The organism is Cryobacterium sp. TMT1-3 (assembly GCF_004402315.1).
Taxonomy (GTDB): domain Bacteria; phylum Actinomycetota; class Actinomycetes; order Actinomycetales; family Microbacteriaceae; genus Cryobacterium; species Cryobacterium luteum.
The window spans coordinates 117,606-132,286 of record NZ_SOFW01000035.1 but is presented as its reverse complement, the minus strand read 5'-3'; the positions used below and the strand labels follow the sequence as shown (position 1 = coordinate 132,286).

Sequence of the window (14,681 nt, the reverse complement as noted above, 5' to 3'; positions counted from 1 at the left end):
GCCAGGCCGGGAACGCCGAGCGGCTGCGCAACGGTCGCGGCCCGTGTTGGAGAAGTTGGCACGGGTTTCAACACCTGCCAACCTCCGGCAGGCGTGCCGCGACGCTCCGCGAGTTCAACGCGGTCGACCGCCGACTTAGCCCGGCCGGCCGCCGATCCGGCGGGACAGCTCGGCCGCGGTCACCGCCACGGCTGCGGCGAGCGCCGGCCAGCGATCCACGTCGAACCGATCGTTCGCGAAGGTCACGGCGATGGCGGCGGCCGGCCAGCCGGCATGGTCCCGCACCGCGAGCGCGACCGAGGCGATGCCGGGCGTGATCTCACCGTTCTCGGTGGCGTAAGCATCCGTTCGCGCGCGATCGAGCACGGCCCGCAGCTCGAGCCTCGTGCGCGGGCCACGGCCGTCGCGTTGCTCGAGCGCCGCCTGACTCGGGTAGAGCGCACGCAATTGCGCAGCGGGCAGGCCGGCAAGCATAGCGCGACCGCTGGCCGTAAGGTGGGCGGGCAGTCGCACCCCCACGTCGGAGACGAGGGAGGGGCGGTGCGCGGCGCGTTCCTCAACCAGGTAGATCACATCGCGCCCGTGCAGCACGACGAGGTGAGCGCTCTCCCCCAACCGGTCGACGAGTTGCGCGATCAGGGGGCGGCCGAGCCGGGAGAGCGGTTCCTGCCGGCTGAACCCGGAACTCAACTCGAACGCGGCGATGCCGAGGCCGTAGCGGTGTTCCTCGGGCAGGTGCACCACGAAACCCTCAGCCACGAGACAGTCGAGCAGTTGGTACACGGTCGAGCGCGGCAGGCCCAGGGAGCTGGCCAGCGTGGCCGCCGGAACCGGTCCGCGCTGGGCGGCCAGATGCGTCAGCACCCGCAGCGTGTTCTGCGCGGCCGGAACCTTCGAAGCCATCCTGTCCCTTCAGCCAGCGGGCATTCAGAGCGGATGCCGGTGTCCGGTATCCCGGACATCGTTCAGCGTATCGCCCTGTCGCGGGAGACCGCGGGGGTGTGCACTCGAAGCATGACCCTCGCGACCGCCTCCAGCACATCCGCGCACGACTCGAGCGAGGTATCCGCTGTCACGGCGAGTGTCGTCGTCGGTACCATCGCACTCTCCTTTGCCGACGTGATCGCCGTCGCCCGGCACAACGCGCGCGTCACCCTCGACCCGGCGAGTCTCGGCGAGGTCGCGGCGACTCGCACGATCATCGATGCCCTCGCGTCGGACACCGAGCCGCACTACGGCATCTCTACCGGGTTCGGTGCCCTCGCGACGACGTTCATCGCGCCCGATCGCCGTGCCCAGCTGCAAGCGAGCCTGGTGCGCTCGCACGCCGCCGGCAGCGGGCCCGAGGTGGAACGGGAGGTCGTGCGCGCCCTCATGCTGCTGCGGCTGAGTACCCTGATGACCGGTCGAACCGGCGTGCGGCCGGCCACCGCCGAGACCTACGCGGCCGTACTGAACGCACAGATCACCCCGGTGGTGCACGAATACGGCTCGCTCGGCTGCTCGGGCGACCTCGCCCCGCTCGCGCATTGCGCCCTCGTCGTCATGGGCGAAGGCCAGGCGCGCGACCGGGCGGGCAGACTGACCAACGGCGGCGATGCCCTGGCCGCAGCCGGAATCACCCCGGTCGTACTCGCCGAGAAAGAGGGCCTCGCCCTGATCAACGGCACCGACGGCATGCTCGGCATGCTTGTACTCGCCCTCGACGACCTGGCCAACCTGCTGGTGACTGCCGATATCGCCGCGGCGATGAGCGTCGAAGCCCTGCTCGGAACGGATGCTGTCTTCGCGGCCGACCTGCAGCAGCTGCGGCCCCAGCTCGGCCAGGCCGACAGCGCCGCCAACCTGCGCCGACTGCTCGCCGGCTCCGGCGTGCTGGCGAGTCACGCCGGTCCAGAGGACACGTCGGTACAGGACGCCTACTCCCTGCGCTGCGCCCCGCAGGTGCACGGTGCCGCGCGCGACACTGCCGCCCACGCCACACTCGTCGCCGGCCGTGAACTGGCCAGCGCCATCGACAATCCGGTCGTCACCGTCGACGGTCGGGTGATGTCCAACGGTAATTTTCACGGTGCCCCACTCGGCTATGTGCTCGATTTTCTCGCCATCGCGTCAGCGGATGTCGCGAGCATGAGTGAGCGGCGCACCGACCGTCATCTCGACGCGAGTCGCAGCAAGGGGTTGCCGCCGTTTCTCGCCCACGAGGTTGGCGTGGACTCCGGGCTCATGATCGCGCAGTACACCGCCGCCGGCATCGTGTCGGAACTCAAACGACTCGCCGCGCCGGCCTCCGTTGATTCGATCCCCTCCTCGGCGATGCAGGAGGACCACGTGTCGATGGGCTGGCACGCCGCCCGCAAACTGCGCCGCTCACTCGACGGACTCGGCCGGGTGCTCGCGATCGAGATCATGACCGCGGCGCGTTCGCTCGATCTGCGCGCGCCGCTCACGCCGGCTGCGGCGACCGGAGCGGTGCGTGATCTCGTGCGCACCGTGGTTCCCGGACCCGGGCACGACCGCTTTCTCTCCCCCGAAATCGAAGCGGTCGTGCAACTCGTGGCGTCGGGTGCGGTGCGGCACGCGGCGGGCACAGATCTGGCCTGGGGCTAGCCGACCTTGTAGCGACCTTGATAGGTCGCTTCGCCCCGTTGTGACCCGTGCGGCGCCGTGCCATACTTGCGCCACGCCGGCCCATCCGAGCCGCGTAGCTCCATTACCCGAATGGAACAGGTCCCGCAATGTTGCCAGCCTCGAAGCGCCGTCGCACCGGAGGGCTCGGGCGTTTCCGGCAGGCACGGCACCCGGATCGGGCCGTAACGTACCGTGACGGTTGGCTGGCTGTGGCCCTGATCACGGCGCTCGTACTGTTCGGCCTGCCGGTCGCGGCGAGCGCTGACGAGCTGCCAGCCGGGGCGCCGGCCGCACCCATCGTCGATACCCCGCCGGAAGCGCAGCCGCCGAGCGATCCCGCGCCGGAACCGACCATCGGTCCGTCCCCGGAACCCACCGCGCAGCCCTCGCCGGACCCCACGCCCGAACCCTTGCCCGAACCCACGCCGGAACCCACGCCGGAACCCACGGTCAGTCCCAGCCCCGAACCGACCGCGGAGCCCACACCACAACCAACACCGCAACCAACGGCTACGCTGGAACCGGAACCGACCCCGACCGAAGAACCCACCCCGGAACCGAGCGACGGCCCCATCCCGCCGGTGACCGACCCCGAACCAGCCCCCAAGATCGCTCCCGACCCGCGCGGAGCCCCGAGCCCGGCTGCACCCGTCGATAGTGTCGCGTTGGCCGCAACCGCGGCATCCGCTCAAACGGCCGCCACGGCCCGCGCCGCTGCCGCGATAGCGGCCGAACGAGTCGCCGCCGCACGCGCCACGGCGCAGCACCTCGCCGGGCAACGCGGCGCGGAACTGGCCGTCGCCCTCACCCGTTCGCAAACCGCCCAGGCCGTGCTCGACACCGCCCGCGACGACCTGGAATCCACACTGGCCAGCCAGACGATCGCACGGGGCCGCGCCGCTCTCGTGCACCGACTGGCCGTAGAGGCCTCCCGGGACGCCGCAGAGTCCAAGACCAGCTTCGCCGTACTCGCACGCAAGCTGGCCCAGCAACAGAGCGGCGTCGGCGTCGCTGACGTTTTTCTCGGCGGGCATTCCCTCGACAACGTGCTCGACCAACTCAGTACGCTCGACCAGTTGGACCGCGGCACCGACAACATCGAGACGATCCAGGCGCGCGCCGAGGCCGACCAGGCGCGCGCGATCAAGCTGAATCAGCAGGACGCCGAGACGCGCACCGCCGCGAGCTCGGTGACGGTCGAGGCCAGTCAGGCAGCAGTCGATACGGCTGCGAGCGACTTCGAGGTGGCGGGTCTGGCCCTCGTCGCCGCCGCGGCTGATGCCGCGAACGCTGCTGCAACCCTTGCCGCACTCGACGTGCGCCCGATCATTCCCACCGACGCCGGCCAGCTGAGCGATCAGGGCTGGGCCAACCCCGCACACGGGCCGATCACGGATGGCTACGGCCCGCGCCCGGTTCGCCCGCTCCCCGGGGTCGGCGCGTTCCACTACGGCACCGATATCGGGGCCGGCTGCGGAGCCCCCGTCTTTGCGGCCACCGCCGGCATAGTGCGGGCGGCCGGCTCCGTTGGGAGTTACGGCAACTGGATCCTCCTCGACCACGGCCAGGGTGTACAGACGGGCTACGCCCACCTCAGCGATACCCTGGTCGCTGTCGGTGATCGGGTCGCCGCAGGCCAACAGGTCGGCCGGGTGGGCAGCACCGGCCTGTCCACCGGCTGCCACACGCACGTCGAGGTTCGAGTCGACGGCGTGCGCATCGACCCACAAGCCTTCTTTCTGAAGCGCGGCGTGGTGCTCGGCCGCTGACTACCGAACAACCCGACGGGCCGCGCGCCGCTCCCGGGCGCCCTCGACCAGCAGGTAGAGCACCGGCAGCACGATGAGAGTGAGCACCGTCGACGATACGAGCCCGCCGATGACCACCAGGGCGAGCGGCTGCGAGATGAAGCCGCCGTGGCCGGTGAGGCCGAAGGCCATCGGCAGCAGGGCGAAAATCGTGGCGAGCGCCGTCATCAGAATGGGGCGGAGCCTCCGGCTGGCCCCCGCAACGAGAGCGTCGCGCACCGACAGCCCCCGCCGCCGATACTGGTTGACCAGGTCGACCAGCACGATCGCGTTGGTCACCACGATTCCAATGAGCATGAGCACGCCGATCAGCGACGGCACCCCGAGGGGAATACCGGTCACCACCTGCAGGGCAATGGCGCCGGTCGCCGAGAACGGCACCGACACGAGCAGCAGCAGCGGCTGCAGCAGCGACCGGAAGGTGGCCACCATCACGATGTACACGATGAGGATGGCCACGAGCATCGCGACCCCGAGCTGCTGAAAGGCCTCGGCCTGGTCGGCGCTGACCCCGCCGAGCGTCGCGGTCGCCCCGGTCGGCAGCGCAGTATCGGCGAGCATCTGGTTCAGCTGCGCGTTCGCCGTGCCGAGGTCGTCGCTCGCGGGCGTCGCCGAGACGGTCGCCGTGCGTAGCCCCTTCGCCGTGGTGAGCGTGCTCGGCCCATCGACTTGCTCCACGGTCGCGAGTGTATCGAGAGCCACCGATCCGGTGCGCGTGGGAATCTGCACGGCGGCGAGTTCGGCGGCGGTTGTCGGAGGCGACTGCGCCGTCAGGTACACGGTGAGGTTGGTCTCGTCGATCACGATGGAGCCGATTGCGCTGGGCTGCATGGCCTGTGACACGAGGGTGCCGAGTGCGAATTCGCTCAGGCCGGCTACCGCCGCCGCCGCCCGGTCGACCGTCACGGCCAGGTAGGGCAGCGAAGCGGCGAGGGTGCTCGCGCTCTCGGTGATCGCCCCGAGTTTCTGTACCGCGCTGAGAATGGACGTGGTCGCGGTCTCGAGGTCGGCATCCGTTGCCGCGGTGATGTCGACGGCGATGTCGGAGGAGGCTCCGAACCCGCTGGCCGCGGCCACCGAGATCTCGCCCACGTCGCCCAGTTGGGCCAGGGCCGTGCGCGCATGATCTTGCACCGCGTCGGCGTCGGCCCTATCGGCGGTGGTGATCGAATAGGTCACGGCGCTCGAGGTCGGCGCTCCGCCGCGGAACGCGCTCGCCGCGCTTCCTCCGCCGATCGAGAGCTGCACGATGTCGATACCATCGAGGCGCTGAAGCGCGGTCTCGACCGAAGCGGATGCCGCATCCTGCGCGGCCAGGCTGGTGCCCACCGGAAGCGTCTGCGTCACCCGGAAGGTGTTCTGCCCGGTTGATCCCAGAAAGTTCACCTTCATGAACGGCACGAGCGCGGCCGTTCCGCCGAGCACGAGCACCGCGAGCAGCAGGGTCGCGACGGCGTGTTTCAGGGTGAAGCGGATGACCGGAAGATAACCCGTCTGCAGCCGTCCCGGGTTTTCGCCGGCCTCGGCTGCCGCGGACAGCCCCGTGGGCAGGCCGGTCGAAACGGATGCCGCAGCCGCGTGCCGCGAGTGCGCTGCGGGCACCGATCCGACGGTGACCCCGCCGATATCGGAGGCGTCGGGCTCGCCACCGGTCGTTGATTCGGCAGCTGGTTCAGCGGTCGGCGCCCGCAAGAACCAGAAGGCGAGCACCGGCACGATGGTCAGCGAGACGAGCAGGGAGGCGAGCAAAGCGATGGCCACGGTGAGAGCGAACGGCCGGAACAGCTCGCCGGTCGACCCGCCGACGAAGGAGATCGGCAGGAACACGGTGACCGTCGTGACGGTCGATGCCGTGATGGCCCCGGCCACTTCGCGCACGGCGAAGACGATCGTGGCGGCGCGATCGGCGCCGGCCACGAGGTGCCGCTTGATATTTTCGATCACCACGATGGAGTCGTCGACGACCCGCCCGATGGCGATCGTGAGTGCGCCGAGGGTGAGGATATTGAGCGAATAGCCCACGCTCTGCAGGCCGATGAAGGTGATCAGCACCGAGGTGGGAATCGAGATCGCCGTGACCAGCGTGGCCCGCACCGAGAGCAGGAACAGCAGAATCACGATCACCGCGAAGCCGAGGCCGAGCAGCCCCTCCTGGGTGAGCGCGTCGATCGACTGCTGAATGAACGGCGCCTGGTCGAACACCACGGTGAAAGTGGCGGGCGCGACGGCCGCCTCGAGCTGAGGCAGAATCGCGCGCACCGCCTTCGACACGTCGACCGTGTTCGCGGCGGGAACCTTGGTGACGGCGATGGTGAGCACGGGTTCGCCGTTCACCCGGGAGATGCTCGCGACCGGGTTCTCAGCGAGGGCGACCGTGGCGACGTCGCCGATGTTCGTGGGGCCGGCATCCGCTGTGGCGCCGGTGAAACCGGCCGAACTGGCCACGAGCGGCAGGGCGGCGATGTCGTCAACCGAGCCGAGCTTCGAACCGGCCTGCACCGACAGTGTCGTGAGGCCCTCGGTGATGGCGCCGGCCGGAATGAGCGACCCGTTCTGCTGCAGCGCGTCGCGCAGGTTCTGGGTGCTGAATCCGCGCGCGGCGAGCTCGTCGGCGTTGGGCGTGATCGTGACGCGGCGGCCGATATCGCCGACCAGGGCGGCGTCACGCACGCCGGCCACGTCACGAATGTCACCGAGCACACTGCGCTTGAGCTGGTCGGCGAGCGCAACGGTATCGCTCGAGCTGACCGCGAGGGATATCACCGGAAAGTCGTCGATGCTGCCACTGATCACCTGCGGGTCGACGTCGGCCGGCAGCACGCCCTGGATGCGGTTGATGGCCTGGTCGATGCGGGATTCGGCCTTGACCAGGTCGGTGCCGTAGGTGAAGGTGGCGCTCACCAGCGAGGAGTTGGTGTTGCTCGTCGTCGACGTCGTCTCCAGCCCGACCAGACCCTGGATGGCGGTCTCGATCGGGGTCGACACGTCGTCGTTGACGACCTGGGGCGATGCACCCGGGTAATTTGTCGACACGAGCAGCTGCGGCAGCTGCAGGGATGGAATCAGCTCCTGCTTGAGCCCGGTCAGGGCCAGGCTGCCGAACACGGCCGCCACAATGGTGATGAGGGCGATCAGCGCCCGATTCTTCATGCTCAGTACCGCGAGAAAATGCACCAGCTCAGTATGCCAGTGCGCGGCCTGCGCCCGACCTTTAGACTGAATCCTCGTGACTCGTCGACTGATTCAACTACTAATGGGCCTGTTTCTCTACGGAATCGGCATCGCGTTGATCGTGCGCGGTGCCATCGGCGTGGCCCCCTGGGACGTGCTCACCCAGGGCATCGACGCCCACCTGCACCTCGGCTTCGGCCTGATCACCACACTGACCAGCGCCGTCGTGCTGTTGCTGTGGATTCCGCTGCGCCAGAAGCCCGGCCTCGGCACCATTCTCAACGCTCTGCTGGTTGGCCCGGCAGCGGATGTCGGCCTCTGGTTGATTCCGGCCGACCTCGCCCTGTGGCTGCGCTGCGTTCTCTTCGCGGCCGGCCTGATCACCCTCTCCGTCGCGACCGGCCTCTACATCGGGGCCCACTTCGGACCGGGCCCGCGCGACGGCCTGATGACCGGCCTGCACAAACGCACGGGCGGACCGATCTGGGTCGTGCGCACCGGAATCGAGGTCGTCGTGCTCGCCGCAGGCTGGCTGCTCGGCGGCAACGTCGGCGTCGGCACCGTGCTGTTCGCCCTGCTGGTCGGCCCCCTCTGCAACCTCACCATGCCCCTCCTGGCGATCAAGCGCCCCGCCCCCGCCGTACCCCTCCCCGAGCCCAAGCCCGAGCCCGAGCCCGTTCCGTAGTCGATGCCGCGGGCCGTCCAGCCTACCGAAACCTCCAAGCAGATCAGTCGGCTGCGAGCCCACAGAAGTCGGTGATCGTGCCCTCGAGAATGTCGGCGAGCGCACGCACCGACTGCGCGTCGGCCCACTCGGTGTCCGCATGCAGGCCCTCGCCGTCGGCACCGAACACGACGCAGGCAATGCCTGCTTGCAGAATGAGCCCGGCGTCGGTCCAGAACGGTTCGCCCCGGGTCGCCGCGGGTCGCGCGAGCACCCGCTCGGTGTTGGCGGTCAGCGCTCTCACAATGGGCCAGTGCGGCTCGGCCTCGAACGCGGCGCGGCCCACCAGTCGGGTCAGTGTGAACTGAAACTGGGGTTCACCAACGGCCACGGCGGTGAAGAGCGCGCGCAGCTCGGCCTCGACACGGTCGGGCGGCTGGCCCGGCAGCATCCGTCGTTCCACGGTGAGCACACAGCGGGCCGCGACCGTGGCCGCATCGTCGCCACCGACAATTTTCGATACCCGCACGGCGCCGTGGCCGAGCGTGGCGTGGGCCGGTTCGGCGTTCAGCCGCTGGCGCAGGCCATCGAGGGCGGCGAGGGCCAGGCCGGCGTGCCAGATGGCGTCCACGCCGAGTTCGGGCTGGGAGCCGTGCGCAGCCAGGCCGGTGAGCTCGAGCTCGAACCAGGCAAAGCCACGATGCGCGGTGGTGAGTTCAAGGCTGCTCGGCTCGATCACCAGGGCGGCGTCGGCGTTCAGTGTGCGCAGCACCTCCTCGGTGCCGATGCTGCCGAATTCTTCGTCGGCGACGAGGGTCACGATCACATCGCCGGCGAGTCCCAAGGCCGATGCCCGCGCTGCCGCCACGAGAATGGCCGCAAGCCCGCTCTTGGTGTCGACGGCTCCGCGCCCGTAGACCCGGCCGTCCCGGAGTTCACCGCTGAACGGGTTTGCCGCGTAGGTCGCGACGCCGACCGTATCGAGGTGAGCGTTGAGCATGAGCGAGCGGCCCGTGCCGGTGCCTTGTTTCACTCCGACGACCGACGGGCGCCCCGGAATGTGCTCCAGCACGGTGACCTCGAAGCCCCGGGCAACCAGCCACTCACCGCACCAAGCCGCGATTTCGACCTCCCCGGCGGCGCCCGGCACGAGGTCGGGGTTGACCGAATCGATGCGCACGAGTTGCTGCAAAATCGCGACGGGGTCGCTCTCAGGGGGTAGACGGGTCATCCCTAAAATCTAAGCCCTCTCGCGAACGGGGACGTGCGCTGGGTAGGGTGCAGCATGGGCAAGACATCACGGTGGGGGCTGATCCCGGCGGCGCTGGTGAGCGCATCCGCCGTGCTGCTGTTTGCGTTGCGAATGCCTGTGGCCGGCTACGTCGTGCTCGCCGCAGCGCTCGTGCTCGCCTTTCTGATCAACCGGGCTTTGTTTCGCGACCTGTTACTCATTGCCGTGGGCCTCGCCATCATCAGCACGATCTCGGTAGAGGCAAACATCAGCTACCCCAACATTGCGCTCATGGGCACGGTGCTGAGCCTGTCCGTACTCGTTCCCTACCTTCTGTCGCGGTACTACTTCACGGACCACGCGATACGGTTTCCGATTCGCACCGGGCAGCGCTGGACCAGGCTCGAGCGGGCCTACCTGCCGATCGTGGTGCTGATCGGGTATCTGATTCTGCCGAGCTATTTCATCGGTAGTGGCGCGTACCAGAACTGGCCGGCGGTGACCGTGCCGGACGAAATCGCCCGCCTGTTCGTGGGCGTGGGATTCGTGGGCATCTGGGATGAGTTGTTCTTCATCTGCGTCGCGTTCGCCCTGCTTCGGCGACACTTCGTCGACTGGCAGGCCAATATTCTGCAGGCCGTGATCTTCTCGTCGTTTCTCTGGGAGCTCGGCTACCAGTCGTGGGGTCCGCTGCTCACGGTGCCGTTCGCACTGCTGCAGGGCTACACCTTCGCCCGCACCCGGTCGCTGACCTACGTGGTCTGCGTGCACCTTTTGTTCGACGTGGTGGTGTTCGCCGTGCTCGTGCACGCGCACAATCGTGTCTGGCTCGACATCTTTCTGTACTGACCCTCTTGCACCGTTCAGAAACGCGATATATCGTGTCTTACAGGACACGCGATATAGCGTGAGTTTCCCCTTCTGAAAGGACAACCCAGTGTCACTGGAAAAATGGCTGGTCGCCCCCGGGCAGACCAAGATTATCGACGTCGAACTGGTGCGCCACCTGAAGGTCGGCCTCATCGCCGGCACGGTCGACATCATCGGCCATGACGAACCCGGCGCCCGCATTGAACTGCACGGCGTCACCGGCAAAGACCTGAAAATCTCCATGGACGGCGACCGCCTCGAGATCGACCACCCGCAGCTGCGCTGGGACAATTTCATCGAGGTCTTCGCCTCGTTTCGCGGCACCGCTCGCGCCGAGGTGAGCATTTCCGTTCCCCGCGACGTGGCGTTGCGCTTCGGAGTCGTCTCAGCCGACGCCCTCGTCTCGGGTCTGCGCAATGACGCCAAACTCAGCACCGTCTCTGGCGACCTTGTCATCGACGATGTGCAGGGCGACCTCGAACTCAACGCGGTGAACGGCGAAATCTCGGTGCGCAACCATGTGGGAGCGCTTTCCGTGCACACCGTATCGGGCGATATCACGGCGAGCGGCAGCATCCGTCAATTCACCCTCGACGGGGTCTCGAGCAACGTGTTCCTCGACCTGGCCGGTACGCCAGACCAGATCGTGACGAACTCGGTCAGCGGCAACCTCACCGTGCGGCTCGAGACCGCCGTCGCCGCGCGCTACCACCTCAATACCCTCTCCGGCACGCTGCAACTCGACGACCACACCGTGCGCACCGCGTTCGGCAAGGGCTACGAAGGCTCCACCGGCGCCCTCGACGGCAGCTGGGTCGACGTGCGTTCCAACTCGGTGTCCGGCGACATCTCGGTCGTGCGCCGCGAACCCACGAGCCCGACGTCGGCCGGTGCAGCGGATGCCTCCCCTGCTTCCGCAGACACCGCCCCTGCTTCTCAGGCAGACCCGGCATGAGTGCCATGTTCGCGCACGGCAGCCTGCGCCTCTACCTGCTGAGCCTGCTCGCCGAGCGGCCCCGGCACGGCTACGAGCTGATCCAGGCGCTCAGCGACCGCTTCGGCGGTACCTACAGTCCGAGCGCCGGCACGATCTACCCGCGGCTGGCCAAGCTCGAGGAAGAGGGCCTCGTCACTAAGCAGGCCGACGGCCGCAAGACCGTCTACGAGATCACCGACGCCGGGCGTGCCGAACTGCTCGCCCGCGACGGCGAACTCGGTGCGATCGAGGACGAGGTGACCGACTCGGTTCGCCGCCTCGCCGACCAGGTGCGCACCGGCGTCAACTCCGCCATGAAGACCCTGCGCGCTGACCTCGCCTCGGCCGCCCGCCAGGCCCGCGGTACGACCGCCCCCGAATCGCGCGGTTACGACGGTACTCCCGAGTCGTGGGATCCGACCGGCTCATCGGACTGGGAGCGCAAGACGCCCGCCGAGCAGCCGCCCGCGGCACCCTCGAGCGCCGAACCCGCGGCGCCCGCGACCGCGCGCCAGGAATCAACGCAGGCCCTGCGCGAGGCCGACATGGTACTGAACGAATTCCGGCAGCAGCTGCGCACGGACCTGCGCACCCAGGCCGCCCGGTCGGTCGTGCCGAGCGACACCGTGCCGGCGCTCCGCCGGCAACTCGCCGAGGTGCGCGCGAGCATCCTCGCCACGCTGCACGCGTAGGCCACCCTCCCCGAGACCGCCAGCGCCCGCCGTCCATTGTCTCCGCTTCGCAGTGCGCGGGAGTTGAGCCAGTGCGCGGGAGGCGGAACTCGCACGCATTGGCGCAAGTCCAGCTCGTCGCATGGCGCGGGAGTACTGGCCAGGCCACAACTACCGCATACTGGCGCAAGTCCGGCGCTGTGCCGCCGAGGCGATCTGCACGCCGCCGAGGCGGCGGGTTATTCGCGGAGTTGCGAGTTTTGAGGTGTTTCGGGGCGTTGCGCACGCTTTTCGCGCGATGCTCCGAAACACCTCAATGTTTGAGCGGGGAGCGGATGACCCGTCGTCGCGGCCCACACGAACAAGTTCACGGTCAGAGGTCAGCAGGTGACCTGTCGTCTCGGCCCACACGCATCCGTTCAACATCCCGCCGCCGCGCCCACAGGCATCCGTTTCAAACCTGAGGAATCGCCCAAGAACACGGCTCAATTTGACAGAGGCCGGCTTAGGTGTAGTGTCGTCCCTCGTGACACCCGAGGCGAGCGCCCCAGTACCGGAAAGTCGTTCCCCCAAGCGGTGGATCATCGGCGATCCGCTCCCCACCGAGCATTTGGACGGCCAGCTGCTGCCCAAGCACCTCGCCCTACCCATCTTCGCGAGCGACCCGCTGTCAAGCGTGGCCTACGCGCCGCAGGAACTTCTCATGATTCTCACCCTCGGCGGGCTCGCCTTTCTGAGCTTCGCCCCCTGGGTGGCCGCGGTGGTCGTCGTGCTGCTCGTGGTCGTGGTCGCGTCCTACCGTCAGCTGATCAAGGCCTACCCTTCGGGCGGCGGCGACTACGAGGTCGCCCACAAGAATCTCGGCGAGAAGGCCGGCCTGGTCGTCGCATCCGCTCTGCTGGTGGACTACGTGATGACCGTGGTCGTGTCGGTGGCCAGCGGGGTCGACAACATCATTTCGGCGATCCCGGCGCTGGCCCCGCTGCGGGTCGAGCTCGCCGTGATTTTCATCATTCTGCTCGCCGCGACCAACCTGCGCGGCGTGCGGGAGTCGAGCAAAGCTTTCGCCGTGCCGACCTACCTGTTCATCGGCAGTGTGCTGCTCATGATCGTCGTCGGTCTCGTGCGCGCGCTGCTCGGCGACGCGCCGGTGGCCGAATCGGCCGGCTATGACGTGCAGGGCGAGAACCTCGCCCAGGCTGCTTTCGTCCTGCTGCTTCTGCGCTCCTTCGCGAGCGGATGCTCCGCCCTGACCGGCGTGGAAGCCATCGCGAACGGCGTACCCGCGTTCAAACACCCCAAGGTCAAGAACGCCCAACGCACCCTCACCCTGATGGGCGGCATCGCCATTGTGCTGTTCATCGGGCTGACAGCGCTCGCGCTCATCTCCCAGGTGCACTACGCGGAACGCGCTTGCGACCTGATCGGCTGGGCCGAATGTGCCACCTCCCCGCAGCGCAGCCTGATCGCCCAGGTCGCCGCGGCGACGTTCGGCGACTTCTCCATCATGTTCTTCGTGCTTCAGGCTGCCACGGCGGCCGTGCTGCTGCTCGCCGCAAACACGGCCTTCAACGGGTTCCCACTGCTCGGCTCCGTGCTCGCGCACGACTCGTACGCTCCCAAGTCGCTCAGCACCCGCGGCGACCGCCTGATCTACTCCAACGGCGTTGTCCTGCTCGCCCTGGCCGCCTGCGCCATCATGATCGTCTACCAGGCCAACCTCACCGTGCTCATTCAGCTGTACATCATCGGTGTGTTCGTGTCGTTCACGCTCGGTCAGACCGGCATGGTGCGGCACTGGCTGAAACTTCTCAAAACGAACCCGCCCAATCGCGGCTCGATCATTCTGAGTCTGTCAATCAACGGATTCGGCGCCGCACTGACCGGCATCGTGCTCATCGTCGTTACCATCACCAAGTTCACCCACGGCGCGTGGCTGGTCTTCGTGATGATGCCGGTGCTGTTCCTTCTGATGATGGGGGTGAACCGGTACTATCGCGACGTCGCCAAGGAGATCGAGGTCGACCCGATCACGACCTTCGGGTCGCAAGGCGACCATGCCATCGTGCTGGTCGGCAAGATGCAGAAGCCGGTGCTGAAAGCCCTGGACTATGCCATCGCCGCCCGCCACGTCAGCCTCGAAGCCGTGCACGTCTCCATTGACACGACCGAGACCAAGGAACTCAAACGCGCCTGGGTCAAACAGAACATCCAGGTGCCGCTGCGCATCGTCGCCTCGCCCTACCGCGATATCAGCTGGCCGCTGATCAACTACATCAAGGGCCGCCGGGACGAACACGGCTCCGAGGTCATCACCGTGTACACGCCCATTTACATCGTCGGCCACTGGTGGGAGGGCCTGCTGCACAATCACAAGGCCCGACGGCTGCGCCAGAAACTCATGCTCGTGCACGGCGTCACGATCGCCCTCGTGCCGTGGCTGCTCGACTCCTCCGAGCTCATCTACGGCCGCCGATCCCGGCCCATCCCCGGTCAGGACCGGCGCGGCGAGCCCGTGCGTTCCCGCCCGGTGTCGCGCCGCCCGCTTGCGCCGCCCACCGGAACGATCGACACTGCAACGAAATCGACCACGATCGTCGGAACGGTCCCCGCGCAGTCCCGCCCGTCGGCATCCCGAAGGCGCAAGCGCAAATAGCGG

10 protein-coding genes are annotated in these 14,681 nt (G+C 68.1%); 7 read left to right on the top strand and 3 right to left on the bottom strand.

Going from position 1 to position 14,681, the window contains the following annotated elements:
• Nucleotides 1–135: 135 nt before the first annotated feature.
• Complete coding sequence (locus E3O25_RS12265; protein ID WP_134361270.1) at nt 136–903, bottom strand: IclR family transcriptional regulator; 768 nt, start codon at nt 901–903, stop codon at nt 136–138.
• A gap of 111 nt (nt 904–1,014) precedes the next feature.
• On the opposite strand from E3O25_RS12265, the gene hutH reads away from it, so the two are divergent.
• Together hutH and E3O25_RS17210 are read left to right on the top strand one after the other, a co-directional pair.
• On the top strand, nt 1,015–2,610 hold the full coding sequence (hutH, locus tag E3O25_RS12260) for a histidine ammonia-lyase (RefSeq protein WP_134361269.1): 1,596 nt from the start codon (nt 1,015–1,017) through the stop codon (nt 2,608–2,610).
• Nucleotides 2,611–2,840: 230 nt separating this feature from the next.
• Nucleotides 2,841–4,400, top strand: a complete 1,560-nt coding sequence (locus E3O25_RS17210; RefSeq protein ID WP_241988581.1) for a M23 family metallopeptidase — start codon at nt 2,841–2,843, stop codon at nt 4,398–4,400.
• On the opposite strand, the gene E3O25_RS12250 is transcribed toward E3O25_RS17210, so the two are convergent.
• Nucleotides 4,401–7,613 (bottom strand): efflux RND transporter permease subunit, encoded by a 3,213-nt coding sequence (locus E3O25_RS12250; protein ID WP_092110270.1) that lies wholly within the window; start codon nt 7,611–7,613, stop codon nt 4,401–4,403.
• Nucleotides 7,614–7,665: 52 nt separating this feature from the next.
• Between E3O25_RS12250 and E3O25_RS12245 the strand changes: the two genes are divergently transcribed.
• On the top strand, nt 7,666–8,295 hold the full coding sequence (locus E3O25_RS12245; protein WP_198410985.1) for a YitT family protein: 630 nt from the start codon (nt 7,666–7,668) through the stop codon (nt 8,293–8,295).
• A gap of 43 nt (nt 8,296–8,338) precedes the next feature.
• On the opposite strand, the gene E3O25_RS12240 is transcribed toward E3O25_RS12245, so the two are convergent.
• Entirely contained in the window at nt 8,339–9,505 is a 1,167-nt protein-coding gene (locus E3O25_RS12240) for a M20/M25/M40 family metallo-hydrolase (protein ID WP_134361268.1), read from the bottom strand.
• A gap of 54 nt (nt 9,506–9,559) precedes the next feature.
• Here E3O25_RS12240 and E3O25_RS12235 point away from each other — a divergent pair, with 54 nt between their 5' ends.
• From E3O25_RS12235 to E3O25_RS12220, 4 genes are all read left to right on the top strand, one after another.
• Entirely contained in the window at nt 9,560–10,354 is a 795-nt protein-coding gene (locus E3O25_RS12235) for a CPBP family intramembrane glutamic endopeptidase (RefSeq protein ID WP_092110275.1), read from the top strand.
• 88 nt (nt 10,355–10,442) lie between these two features.
• Nucleotides 10,443–11,330, top strand: coding sequence for a DUF4097 family beta strand repeat-containing protein (locus E3O25_RS12230; protein WP_134361267.1), 888 nt, complete (start codon nt 10,443–10,445; stop codon nt 11,328–11,330).
• Nucleotides 11,327–12,043, top strand: a complete 717-nt coding sequence (locus E3O25_RS12225) for a PadR family transcriptional regulator (RefSeq protein ID WP_092110279.1) — start codon at nt 11,327–11,329, stop codon at nt 12,041–12,043. The genes E3O25_RS12230 and E3O25_RS12225 overlap by 4 nt, the downstream gene beginning before the upstream one ends.
• Nucleotides 12,044–12,548: 505 nt before the next feature.
• The gene (locus E3O25_RS12220; protein WP_092110472.1) at nt 12,549–14,678 is read left to right on the top strand and encodes an APC family permease; all 2,130 of its coding nucleotides are present in this window, start codon (nt 12,549–12,551) and stop codon (nt 14,676–14,678) included.
• Nucleotides 14,679–14,681 lie beyond the last annotated feature (3 nt).

Excerpts from the sequence above, each read along its gene's own strand:
- E3O25_RS12240 (WP_134361268.1), bottom strand. The coding sequence starts at position 9,505 with ATGACCCGTCTACCCCCTGAGAGCGACCCCGTCGCGATTTTGCAGCAA.
- E3O25_RS12235 (WP_092110275.1), top strand. The coding sequence starts at position 9,560 with ATGGGCAAGACATCACGGTGGGGGCTGATCCCGGCGGCGCTGGTGAGC.
- E3O25_RS12225 (WP_092110279.1), top strand. The coding sequence starts at position 11,327 with ATGAGTGCCATGTTCGCGCACGGCAGCCTGCGCCTCTACCTGCTGAGC.
- hutH (WP_134361269.1), top strand. The coding sequence starts at position 1,015 with ATGACCCTCGCGACCGCCTCCAGCACATCCGCGCACGACTCGAGCGAG.
- E3O25_RS12265 (WP_134361270.1), bottom strand. The coding sequence starts at position 903 with ATGGCTTCGAAGGTTCCGGCCGCGCAGAACACGCTGCGGGTGCTGACG.